This is a genomic window from Corynebacterium diphtheriae (genome assembly GCF_001457455.1).
Taxonomy (GTDB): domain Bacteria; phylum Actinomycetota; class Actinomycetes; order Mycobacteriales; family Mycobacteriaceae; genus Corynebacterium; species Corynebacterium diphtheriae.
The window spans coordinates 1,773,467-1,785,487 of sequence record NZ_LN831026.1 but is presented as its reverse complement, the minus strand read 5'-3'; the positions used below and the strand labels follow the sequence as shown (position 1 = coordinate 1,785,487).

The 12,021-nt window shown below is 53.8% G+C and carries 10 protein-coding genes; 1 reads left to right on the top strand and 9 read right to left on the bottom strand.

All coding sequences use genetic code 11. The annotated features are described in order from the left end of the window. Positions 1 to 483: 483 nt before the first annotated feature. The 7 genes from AT687_RS08545 to AT687_RS08515 form a co-directional block, all read right to left on the bottom strand. Entirely contained in the window at positions 484 to 1,404 is a 921-nt protein-coding gene (locus tag AT687_RS08545; protein ID WP_014319246.1) for a restriction endonuclease, read from the bottom strand. Then, positions 1,401 to 4,190, bottom strand: coding sequence for a DNA methyltransferase (locus tag AT687_RS08540; RefSeq protein WP_014319245.1), 2,790 nt, complete (start codon positions 4,188 to 4,190; stop codon positions 1,401 to 1,403). Before AT687_RS08540 ends, AT687_RS08545 begins: the two co-directional genes overlap by 4 nt. Positions 4,191 to 4,324: 134 nt before the next feature. Continuing rightward, the gene (locus AT687_RS08535) at positions 4,325 to 4,984 is read right to left on the bottom strand and encodes a membrane protein (protein ID WP_003852407.1); all 660 of its coding nucleotides are present in this window, start codon (positions 4,982 to 4,984) and stop codon (positions 4,325 to 4,327) included. Positions 4,985 to 5,020: 36 nt separating this feature from the next. Then, positions 5,021 to 5,827, bottom strand: coding sequence for a hypothetical protein (locus AT687_RS08530; RefSeq protein ID WP_014319244.1), 807 nt, complete (start codon positions 5,825 to 5,827; stop codon positions 5,021 to 5,023). Between the two features lie 5 nt (positions 5,828 to 5,832). Then, positions 5,833 to 6,771, bottom strand: a complete 939-nt coding sequence (gene uriH / locus AT687_RS08525) for a uridine-preferring nucleoside hydrolase UriH (protein WP_014319243.1) — start codon at positions 6,769 to 6,771, stop codon at positions 5,833 to 5,835. Continuing rightward, positions 6,768 to 8,171 carry a uridine transporter UriT gene (uriT, locus tag AT687_RS08520; RefSeq protein ID WP_014319242.1) on the bottom strand — a complete coding sequence of 468 codons (1,404 nt, stop codon included), beginning with the start codon at positions 8,169 to 8,171 and terminating at the stop codon, positions 6,768 to 6,770. Before uriT ends, uriH begins: the two co-directional genes overlap by 4 nt. Before the next feature lie 100 nt (positions 8,172 to 8,271). After that, positions 8,272 to 8,481 (bottom strand): PLDc N-terminal domain-containing protein, encoded by a 210-nt coding sequence (locus AT687_RS08515; protein ID WP_014307164.1) that lies wholly within the window; start codon positions 8,479 to 8,481, stop codon positions 8,272 to 8,274. Between the two features lie 23 nt (positions 8,482 to 8,504). Here AT687_RS08515 and AT687_RS08510 point away from each other — a divergent pair, with 23 nt between their 5' ends. After that, positions 8,505 to 10,061 carry a cation:proton antiporter domain-containing protein gene (locus AT687_RS08510; RefSeq protein WP_014319241.1) on the top strand — a complete coding sequence of 519 codons (1,557 nt, stop codon included), beginning with the start codon at positions 8,505 to 8,507 and terminating at the stop codon, positions 10,059 to 10,061. On the opposite strand, the gene AT687_RS08505 is transcribed toward AT687_RS08510, so the two are convergent. Both AT687_RS08505 and AT687_RS08500 read right to left on the bottom strand, forming a co-directional pair. Next, the gene (locus AT687_RS08505; protein ID WP_003852393.1) at positions 10,047 to 10,304 is read right to left on the bottom strand and encodes a metal-sensitive transcriptional regulator; all 258 of its coding nucleotides are present in this window, start codon (positions 10,302 to 10,304) and stop codon (positions 10,047 to 10,049) included. The genes AT687_RS08510 and AT687_RS08505 overlap by 15 nt on opposite strands. Positions 10,305 to 10,315: 11 nt before the next feature. Next, positions 10,316 to 11,929: an FAD-dependent oxidoreductase gene (locus AT687_RS08500; protein WP_014310701.1), complete on the bottom strand. Its 1,614-nt coding sequence runs from the start codon at positions 11,927 to 11,929 to the stop codon at positions 10,316 to 10,318. Between the last annotated feature and the right edge of the window lie 92 nt (positions 11,930 to 12,021).

Sequence of the window (12,021 nt, the reverse complement as noted above, 5' to 3'; positions counted from 1 at the left end):
GACACTTCACACCAAATCGCTTCCAAACCGGCCGTTTGAGCAGATTTGGTGTGAAGTGCCGTCTTTTCGGGGGTGAGCGGGGGTGGCGCGCCCACCAGCGCCCACCAGCGCCAGCCAATCCCAGCCAATCCCAGCCAAGCCATGGTTGTGAAAAACGTCCTACTCCACACAGAGCCACGCCCGAACCTCGGCGAACTAATCAATGCACTCTAAAACCGGAAGAGCCAGAAAACCCCAACCAGTTCAAGAAGATCTATCCAACACTTGCGTTAGCCGCATATACGATTTCTTTTCTAGATCCTGAAAATGACTGGCGGAATCGATTGGGTGCATTAATAGAAGCGTTTCCAGCAATTAAAGGACTCGGCCCTGAAACCATGGGTTTTCCTAGTAACTGGGCAGAACTGCCAATTTGGCGTGCTGACGACCATTCGTGAACGGATTTGTAAGGATCTAATCCGACGTTGAAACAATGTGTCTCGGCTACTCGAATCGGTTAAACCATGCCTCGTTTACCACGGGTTCCATCCGAACCCCAGCAGCACCACAATCGCGAATAAGCTCGCAGAGGCGTTCACCATTGATGAGTTCCACATTGGGTAATGCTTGGCGGGCAGTCCTTTTTGCAGGAGCTGTGAAGCTACTCAAGGTGACAAAAATTGCACGTTCGGCACCTTTAACTCGTGCATCGTTTTGGAAAAGTGCAATCGCCTCGCGGCTAACTGTGTTGTTAACCGGATCGTAACGCTTGATCTGTACGGCGACCCGTGAAGACAAGACAGGGCTCAAAGGAGCGGTGCCAATGGCGTCGACTCCCTCGTCGCCAGGACCTGCAACGTGGCTAAGCTCAAGCCCATACTGCTTGAGCAAGAAGATGACATACTTTTCGAATGCAGTCGGGGACATTTGATGCAGTCGGTGGAGCAGCAGGCCTTTCCAATCATGGGTTGATTGGTTTTCTTCTTGTTGGTCTTCAATTATTTCGAAACTGGGCTCATCTAGTGCAGGGGCCGTTGATTCATTCTGCTGTTTTTCGAGTCGCTTCTTTTTGTTGTAGGTGCGTTGGAACTCTGTGCACCACTGGACAATTGCGTGGTCATTTTTCTTGAGAAGAGATTCGCCCACATTATTGATCATGTAGACGCCTCGTGATGGGCGACTTGCGGCACCGCTAAGGTATGCGGTGCTACGTGCCCATGCTAAGCGGTGTTTGAACACCGATACAGTTGGTTTGTTGGGGTAGTGGACGTTTAGTAATTGCTCGGCATTTGGAAATATGTCTATTACTGTGTCTTCAATTTCGGAATTTTTCCCAGTGCCTCCGAGTTGGACAAGTGATCGTAACAGATATGGAACGAGCTCGAGATGCGTAGGCATTCCTTGTACAGGGAGTGATTCGCTCATTTTTCTACTTTCTCGTTGTACAGTTTGAAGAGGTGGGCTACTATCTGCTGCTCGTCGCCACCGAAGTCCACGCCATAAGCCATCTCGACAGCGCGGTCTAGCTCGCGGTGGGCTTTCATGAGCTCGGGGTAGAGGAAGTCATTGTCGGGATCATACATGTCAGCAAGCGTCGCTTCGGGGTAAAGAGAGCGTGCGTCGAGCACCGCCTGAGCACGCTTTTCGACGTCCACTCGCGCTGAATCATCTACCTCGGGGAAGGTGAAGTTGTTGTAGACAGTGGTGTTGCCATAGCTGTAGTCGCTCTTGAGACGACCTGCCACGACTCGCATCCAAGCATTCTGGAACTGCGACATGAGAACTCCAAAAACGAATAGAGAGTTAGTCGGGATGAAGTAGAGCTTGTCGCCGGGGATCATTCCATCTGTCACAAAAGCAAACGGTACGTACTTCCGTCGCTCTGAAGAAACTTTTGGGATGCCGATGTAGGTTCCGTCCTTAAACCTGCTGGTTGGCCGCAGTAGGTGCGGCAGGTCTGACAATTTGTATGCATCTCCAGTTTTGATCTGTTCAAGCCTCCACTCACGGCACGCGTCAACTCGCGCGCGAACGAGAGGCAATCTCTTTAGCTCAACGCCTGTAATTTCCGGCAACCATAGGCAATAGCGATCTCTACCATTGATGAATTCGGCGCCCATGGAGAACTTGCGAATCCACGGCGCAGCTAGTGGTTCTTTTGCAAGGAGTTCGTCTCGTTCTTCTGGAGTGAGCAATAGATGTCCGCCATCGGCGGGCTTGAATCCCTGAGCCATTTCCAGCACATCCGAAATCGGCTTTGACCTGCGTGTCAGGAACGCGTCCGGCGCTTCAGCCAAGTAACCGTTCAAATGTGCCGGCTCCGAGTATTCCACCTCGTTCTTTCGGTAGGTCCACGCCTGCTTCACTGGTCGATCGATGTAGGAAAACCCGACGATGATGCAGAAGACATGCGCCTGGTTGGTGGCCTCGTTGCTCCACACAAAAGTGCGGTGGGCGAAGTTGATGTGGATCCCGGCGTCGAAAAGCGGCTTCCACAGAGGAGTGACTTGCTGGCCTTGGCAGATCGAATTGGTGGAAACGAGCGCGGCTTCAGCATCCGTTCCGTGCATATATTCGGCGGCTTTGCGGTGCCAGCACGCCACGTAATCGAGCACACCGCCATTCTTGCCGAAGATGGCCTTGCGGTCTTCCTTTTGAGCTTCGTCAAGCCGCGAGTAGCCTAAAAACGGCGGATTTCCAATAACGTAATTGCACTGTTCAGGCGCGAGTACCGAAGCCCAGTCGGTGCGCAGCGCATTACCGAGGTGGATGTGGGCGGCGTCGCGAAGCGGGAGACTTTCGATGTTTGCGGTGACGATCGATTCGGCCTCGATGTTGGCCTGGAGCTGCGCAATCCACAGGGCAGTGGAGGCGACGGAGACGGCGAAATCATTGATCTCGATGCCGTAGAACTGGTCCAAGCTGACCTTGAGAGTGACGTTGCTAAAGCCGAGCTGGGTTTGGTCGCCGGCAAGCTCTGAAAGGATCTTGTTTTCGATCTTGCGCAGGTGGATATAGGTTTCTGTGAGGAAGTTTCCCGAACCGCAGGCAGGGTCGAAAAATTTTAGCTCTGAGATCTTGGTGTGGAATGCCTCGAGTTGTTTCTTGCGCTTGTTTGCAGTTATCCCTGATGCGTTAAGGATGGAATCTAGCTCTGCCTTGAGAGAGTCAAGAAACAGCGGGTCAATCACCTTATGGATGTTTTCGGGACTCGTGTAATGCATGCCTCCACGGGCGCGAGTTTCTGGGTTGAGGGTGGATTCAAAAACACCGCCAAAGATTGTAGGCGAGATTTCGGCCCAGTTAGTTTTCTCCGATACCTCGTGAACTAATAGGTCAAGAATTTCATCAGTGAAATTAGGGATCTGCTCGACTTTGGCGAATAAACCACCGTTGACATAAGGGAAGTTTTTAAGCTGTTCAGAAAGATAAGGGTCACGTGAATCAACTGGTGTATTAAGTACTTCGAACAAATCTCTCAGCGCGACACGAACTTGATCGGCGCGTAATCCGTCAAGATAACGATAAAACGCATCCTTTTCAAAGAGGCCGGCGTCTTCAGCAAACAAACAAAATACAAGGCGCACGCACAAAACGTTGAGGGAGTGCTGGCTCGCATCACTGTTGGGGTCTAAATACTGATCACGCAGGGCGTCGTAAAGCTTGCCGACGAGTGTGCCAGCATCCATCGACACTTTTTCTTCACGAACAGCACGAGATTTTTGTGGGTCGATGAGAAAATCTAGAAGATGGATTTGGTCAGGCAATTCTGCCAAGGTAAAGGAAATATAGTCAGTTTCCGCATTCACCTTATTTAAGTCATGAATACGAAACTCTGCGAAATTACACGTAATGATGTAGTCAGGTCGCAGTTTGTTCGGCATAGTGTTGGCGTAATTCAGTGCTTGTCTAAAAGCAGTGACCACACGCCCCTGACGGATATCAGCTTTGTCCAAACTAACATCGATGGATTTTTGTTCAATGAAAGTTTTGGCGTCTTGGATCACCACATCGATGTAGCCGCGTTGACTCGTGCGCGATTCGAATCGCACGTTGGTAGTCACATCTTCCATACCTACAACATCACGAAGAAGCTCCAACCAGAAACTATGAGTGTCGCTTTTCTCATTGCCACGATCTGCCCACTTTTGAGCAAATAGCTTGGCGGCTAGTTTCTTTTCACTTGGAGAACTCGATGACATGAGTAGCATTTTATCTAAATGCGTACATGCTTTTATAACATCGTGAAGAACGTGAGCAATTTTTGTACCTTAAGGCCGCTGTGGAAAAACTCGACCAGCGGAAATAGAAAATAAGGGTGCAAAAATTGCTCACAGCCACAGCCCTATTGCTTGCGCTGCTTCCACCAGATCTGGATGAACATCCATGCCAGAAGTGCGATGGTGATCCAGTTGATGTAGCGGTTGGCTTGTTCGAGGACTCCTTGGACTTCCATGCCAAAGCGCAGGCCAAGGTAGGTGTAGAAGCTTTTAAGTGCGATGGCGCAGATGAAGGCGAGGCCACCGATGAGCCAGGGGTTCATTTTTTTGATGCCGGCGAGCACGAGGAGGATTGCTGCGGGGATGGGGGAGAAGGGGATAAATGCTGCGGCCAGCATGAGGTAGAAGTAGCGGTAGATGAAGCGTTCGGTGACGCGGTACCAGCGTGGGGGGTGACCCATGAAGGAGTAGTGGAGGAATTCGGTTCCCCAGCGGTAGCCCATGAGGTAGAACAAGGGCAGGAATTTGATCGCAGAGGCCGCAGCGAGAACCGTCGATAAGCAAAGGAAGCCTATGCGCTCTGGGTTGGAGGCTGCTAGGGAGACTAAGGAAAAACCGGACCCGGTGAGCATCGCATAGAGGAAAGTGTGGTTTAGTAACAACACTGCGCGGAAGGGGATCAAGCCGAGCTGGTAGATGCCGGTCAGTGCAAAGGCCCACCATAGGATCCAGTCGTGTTTGCTGGCGTTGGTGAGAAAGTTGGGAAGCTGGGATTTCTCAGTCACGGGGAAAACACTACCTATGGTGCAGGCGGTGGCCAACTAGGAGGAAACTTTTACCTCTGCGTGGGCGGATAGCGTGATGCAGGCTCCGAGGGTCGATGCGAAACCGATGAGCGCTATTGGCCACAGGCCGTCGCGGATGGCGTCGCCAAGCAGGAGGAGCCCGATGGCAGAAGGAATGATGGTTTCCACCGTGAAGCACAAGGACGCGGCTGTGGTGGTGGGGAGTTTGTCGAGGGCGAATCCGTAGACGATAACGGCTAGGGCACCGTATGCGATGACGGACCACGTCAGCGGTGAGACAAGGAAGCCATGGGTGGGCACAAGCCTGGCGGATACACCCACCATTGCGAAGGCGAGTCCTGCGATAAGTGCTAAGGAGATTCCTGAGTTAGCGGTCAGGCTGAACCACGCGGCGGCTGCAAGCGGTAATACTGCAGCAAGAATGCCCCATGCAAGATACTGCGGTAGTGCGATGGCGGTGCCTTCTTGGGCGGTGGCACCTAGAGCACTCAGGCCTATGACGAGCACGGCTAAGGCAATGATTTCTACACGCCGGAGGCGTTGTTTGAGTAAAACTACTGCGAGAAGTGCTGTGACTGCGACGGAGGAAGCCACGATGGATTCGACGAGGAAAAGTGGCAGGACACGTAGTGCGAGTGCATTGAGGAGGAAGCCTGCAGCGTCGACTGCGAGGCCTACTCCGTAGAGCCAACCAGTTCGGACTCGCGTGAGCAAGGTTGTGGATTCTGGCATGGCAGACATCGCCGCCACGGCTACGGCCTCGCAAATGGTGGCGATGCCGTAGCAAAGTGCGGCAGCTAGGGCTCCTATTAGTGCTAACACATGGGCTAGCTTAGTTCTTTGACAGCGCTTTCAACCAAACCCCAGAACTTGTCAAAGTCGAGGGCGACAGCTGCTTGAGTGTGGCAGTCGGCAGGTGCTGGTGCGCGGAAGTCCGCGACGGTCATGCCGGTGGTCAGTGCGCCGGTCAGCTCGACGTCGATAGGCACCTTGACCGTGGTGAATACGGTAGAGTCGATCACGTAGGCCACTGCGCACGGGTCGTGGACTGGTGGGTTATCAAAGCCTTGTGCGTCTTGGTAGTTCTTACGGAATGCGCCGAAGAGTGCGACTACAAAATCGGCAACGTCGGAGCCGATTGCACTCAGGCGTGCTTCTACTTCTGGGGTTGCAAGCGCTTGGTGAGTAAGGTCGAGGCCCACCATGGTCAGTGGCCATTTCTCGTTGAAAACGATGTGCGCTGCTTCGGGATCGATCTTGATGTTGAATTCTGCGACAGGGGACCAGTTACCTACGTGGTATCCGCCGCCCATGAGCACGACTTCTTGGACTCGTTCGACAATGCGGGGTTCTTTGCGCGCCGCCATAGCAATGTTGGTAAGCGGGCCGGTAGGAACAAGGGTGACAGTCCCTGGCTCGTGGGCCATGATGGTGTCGATAATAAAGTCCACGGCGTGGGTATCAGATACTCCTACTGCTGGCTCTGGCAGCGTGTAGTTGTGGATTTCCATTCCAGTATCGCCGTGGATGCTCTCGGCGACCTCGACGTCACGCACGAGTGGGCGGCAACAACCTGCATGGATAGGTGCGGTGATTCCTGCGATCGTGGCAATAACCTGCGCATTGTGGGTGACTTTGGGCAGGGTTTGGTTGCCGCCGATGGTGGTGATTCCCAGCAGTTCGATGTTGGGGTTTGCTGCGGCGAGTAGCATGGCTACGGCGTCGTCGTGTCCTGGGTCGCAGTCGAGAATAATTTTTCGGGTCATAGTGAGCGTCCTTGTGCAGTTTCGGTAGCGGTGACAGCTGCGAGCGTATCGGAGATTGTTTCAGGTTTGGGGATCAACAAAGAAGTGCCCAGCGCGCAGGCGACAATAACGGCACCTGTGACAATACCAAGCTGGTAGTCGCTGGCCGTGGTCACGGCAAACAATACGGCGAAGGATAAACCAGCGCCGAGGTTAAATGCACCGGCGTTCATTCCTGGCAGATAGCCTTGGTTATCTGCGGGGGAGAGCACGATGCCAAGCCCGTTGAGCATGATGTTGGCGATGCCCGCATAGGTAACGCCAACAAACAGGCTGATTATGAGTAACAGCGCCGGGGTCAACGTACTACTGAGGGTGGCCGTGGCAATAAGCCCGAGGAGTGTGCCCACCAAACCGATCCGAAGCACCAAGGTGTATCCCCAACGCGCTGCGAGGGTGCCAGCGATAGGACCAAAGAAAAGGCCGGCCAAGGCGTACGGGGTCAGCGTCCACCAAGAAACAACATCCGCTGCAAGGCCTGGGCCTTCAGCTGCTTGGGCCAAGTTCGGAATCAGGCCGTTCATGACGGCGAATACACCTGTCATGGTCAGCAGGGTGGTCAGTAGCAGCGCCCACGTGCGACGCTGCGCCAGGTAGTTGATAGTGACCAGAGGGTGGGCTACTTTTTGCTCGACTTTCCAGAAGATCGTCACGCCGGCCACACCAACGATGGCGAGTACAGCTACGAGCAACCAGTGGGCGTCGCCAAGCTTGCCGGCCTCGTTGAATGCGATCAACAACGCACCGATCGCAACGGCCAACGGAGCCACACCCGCCCAGTCCATCGGGGCGGTTTCCTCAGCTGTGGATTCGGTAGTAAACAGTTGTGCGACGATCACCGCGACGACACACACCGCCGCCATGACCCAGAAGATTGATCGGAAACCAAACGAGCCTGCCAGCCAGCCGCCTAGCAGCGCATCGACGCCGCCAATGCCGCCATTGACTGAGGTGAGAATACCCAGCAACAGTGCATACTGCTTTTCATCGGGTACGTGCTGACGCAACATAATGAGACACAAGGGCACTGTCGGCCCAGCAACACCCTGGATGACGCGGCCAATAAACAGCACCGTGACATTTGGTGCAAGAGCAGCAACCACACAGCCGATAGCAGTAAAAGCCATCATTGCCACAAGAACTTTGCGACGCCCAATCAAATCACCCCAGCGAGGCAAGAACAAGGAAAATAGTGCAGCCGCGGTAAAAAATGCAGTCTGGGTAAGCCCAATTTGGGCAGAGGTGGCGTTAAGTTCTTTTTCCATGGTGGCCAATGCCGGAGAAAGCATGGACGCATTTAATTGGAAAGCAAACACTGCGGCAAGTAACGCCAACATGAGGGGGACCGTGCGTACCTTCATAGGAGGGGATTCCTTCTCGTTGAGAAATAAAGACGTGATGATTTTAAATGCGTTACTTCAAAAAACCTAGAGATGTGAAATGTGGCTATAAAGACACAAATTACACATTAAGCGTGGCGTCTTTACCCCAGAGGTACCAAATGAGAGGGCCTAAAAATGGGAAGCTGAACATCACCAAGGCCCACAGAAGCTTTCCCACATTAGTGAGGCGTTCGCAGGCGAGTACTTGGGTTAACGCAATGATGAAAAACGCGAGTGCTGCGATGAGGACGATACTTACAACGAACAGGGGGATAAAATCATGGGACATGCTTGTCACAGTATCGTGAAAGAGTGGAGTCTATCTATTTAATCGCGATTGTGTTATCGATTGCTGGCGGTTTAGGGGCGTCGATACTGCGTTTGCCGCCGTTGATCGGTTTCCTTGCTGCTGGGTTTATCATGAGCGCGCTTGGTTTAGAACAGATTCCCTTTATTGATTACATCGCTGAGCTGGGCGTGACCACGCTTCTTTTTACGATCGGTTTAAAACTAAATCCTCATGATATTGCCAGTCCTCGCGTTGTAGGTACGGCCACCGCACATGCAGTGGTGAACACCATCGTGTTCGCCGGTTTGTTTGCACTTTTTGCGATTGTGGGTTGGACCGGTTTGTTATATATCGGCATTGCGGCGTCGTTTTCCTCCACAGTATTTGTGATGTCGCAGTTGGAAGTACATAGCCGCAGTGGCTCGGCGGTGGGGCGTATTTCCATTGGTGTGTTGGTTCTGCAAGACATCATTGCGGTGGGTGTCCTTGTGGTGTCTGCTGGTACCACCCCGCAGTTGTGGGCACTGTTTTTGCCTTTGATTTTGTGCTTGCGCCCGTTGGTTACGCGGATGCCGGATCGAATGTTTCGTACTGAACTGCTCGTTCTCACAGGCGTGGGGATTGCTGTGGGCGCCTATTCATTCTTCGAGCTTGCAGGTGTTTCTGGGTCCCTTGGTTCTTTGGTCGCGGGCATAGTTTTGTCGGGACATCCTGTTTCACAGCGTTTGTCTCATGCGCTCATTAGCGTGCGCGAGTTGTTACTCGTGGCCTTCTTTATTCATATTGGGCTCGGCGGGATTCCTAATGCTGCAGGTCTTGGCATCGCCGCGATTTTGGTGGCTTTCCTCGCGGTAAAAGCCGCAGTTTTCTTTGCGATTTTGCCACTGATGGGGATGGGGGTGCGTACGACGATCCTAGCAGGTCTGACCTTGGCTAATTATTCAGAGTTCGGGTTGATTGTTACCGCAGTGGCGGTATCACATGGTGCGTTGCCAGATCAATGGTTGCCCATCATGGCGATCGCGGTGGGCGCAAGCTTTATTGTTGGCTCGATCGTCAGCGCCCAGGAAGAAAAACTTGTGCGCATCTTGGCTCGTTTTGTGCCCAAGGTATCTGAGCATAGAAAAGCCCCCAACGAACGCCCTGTTATTGTCGCTGGCGCCGACGCCATTGTGTTAGGCATGGGACGTGTGGGGGTTGGGGTTTATGATCGCTTGACCGAAGAATACGGAATGCATGTCTACGGCATCGAGTTCGACGAAGACCGTATTATTGAGCTCCGCGACAGGGGCTACCGTATCGTTGCCGGTGATGTGACCGACCCGGAACTGTGGCGGCGTATCGAATTGCTGGATATTCCCCAACTTTTTGCGATGTCGCTGCCACGCTATACCGACAGCGACAAGGTTCTTGCACGCATCCACCACGATTATCCAGGGGCAACAGTTGCCACCATTACCCAAACGCGAGGTAGGGAACAAGCGCTATTAACTGCTGGTGCCGACGTCGCCGTGTACCTCTATGAAGGAGTAGGCGACGAATTGGCAGACCAAGCCGTTGCTCACTTACGCCAAGGATAGGAACAGTTTTTCCAAGCGGTCTTGGTCGAACTGTTCGCCACCTTCCATGAAACACTGCTGCATACCACGGGCAACCACCAAGTAGGCGGCGCGATCGATTGCCTTAGACACTGCCGCAAGCTGCATAACCGTGGCTTCGCATTCTTCGCCGTTTTCCAGCATGCGGATCACCGCTTCAAGCTGGCCTTTCGCCCTTTTGAGGCGCGTGATGGCTGGTTTAGACTCTTCCGGCGAGAGTTTCATGGCGTCGCTCCTTAAGAGGTGGCAGTTTTCCATGTGAGATAACCACCGTCGAGGTTGGCGGCGTTGATACCGCTATTAGTCAAAAGAGTAGCGGCAACGTGGCCCCTTAGGCCAACCTGACAATGCACCAGCACATTCTTGCCCTGTAGCTCGTCGAGGTGTTCACGTAGCTCATCGACAGGAATATTGATGGCACCTGGAATATTGCCGGCGGCGAATTCACCGGCGGTGCGAACATCTACCAAGGTCCAGCCATCGGCAATCTGAGCATCAAGCTCATGCCATTGCACACTGCGCTCACCGGAGCGGATATTGTCGTTGACCATGCCGATGAGGTTCACTGGATCTTTTGCCGAACCATACTGTGGGGAGTAGGCCAGCTCGAGATCTGCGAGATCGGTAGCGCTGAGACCAGCACGCATGGCCGTGGCGATGACGTCGATACGCTTGTCCGCGCCGTCTTCACCAACGGCCTGAGCACCGAGAATAGCGTCGGTATCAGCGTCGACGACCAGCTTGAGGTGCAGTTGTGCTGCGCCAGGATAGTAACCGGCATGACTTGCTGGGTGCGTGTGAATAACACGAATGTTCTTGCCCGCAGCTACCGCACGCTTTTCGCTCCACCCAACACTGGCAGCTGCCAATCCGAAAACCCCAACGATGGCGGTGCCCAAAGTAGAGGTGCGCTTCACATCGCGTCCAGTGATGATGTCCGCTACCAAGCGGCCATGACGGTTAGCGGTTTGTGCGAGTGGCACGAGAGTGTCGGCACCGGAAATAGCATCGCGTTTTTCAGCAGCATCGCCAAGCGCAAAGATCTGAGGGTCGTTAGTCCGCAGCTGGTCATCAACAACGATGCCGCCGCGTTCCCCAACAGCTAGACCTGCCGCACGGGCAAGGTCGCTTGCCGGTGCTACGCCAACTGCCGCAACAACAACATCGGCGGTGACGGAGCCGTCGGCAAGCTCAACGCCGGTGTCTGTGATCGCCGCAGCGTTGGCGTTAGTACGCACGATGATTCCATTGTCACGAAGGCGCTGCTGGACAAACGCTGCCATCTCACTATCGAGGGGGCCAAGTATTTGTGGACCACGCTCGATGATCGTGGTGGCGATACCCCGGTGTGCCAAGTTTTCCGCCAGCTCGATGCCAATAAAACCGCCGCCGATGATGGCTGCTGAAGAAGCGCCAGCAACGCGTTCGATGATGGTATCTACGTCTTCGACGGTTCGGAGCGTCAGAGCTTTTTCGATGCCAGGAAGCGGTGGCAAGATCGGGCGCGCGCCGGGAGAAAGCACGAGATGATCGTAATGGTGATCGCTCACCTCGCCGGTGACGAGGTTTTTCACGGAGACGCTGCCAGCATCGCGGTTAATGGCGGTGACCAAATGGTCAACGCGCACATCGATGTTGAACCTAGCTGCAAGTGACTCGGGGGTTTGCAGTAGAAGTGAGGAACGCTCGGGGATTACGCCACTGACGTGGTAGGGAAGGCCACAGTTGGCAAAGGATACGTGGTGTGAAGCTTCGAATACGAGGATGGTCATGTCCTCGTCGCGCCGACGTAGACGTGCTGCGGTGGACATGCCGCCGGCAACGCCGCCGACGATGATTGTGGTGGTCATGGTTGGTCCTTAACGTCCGAAGAGGGAAGCGAATAGTCCTTGTTTCTGTGGTTTTTTGCAGGTGCACCACTGTTCCTTAGGTACTTGGGCTT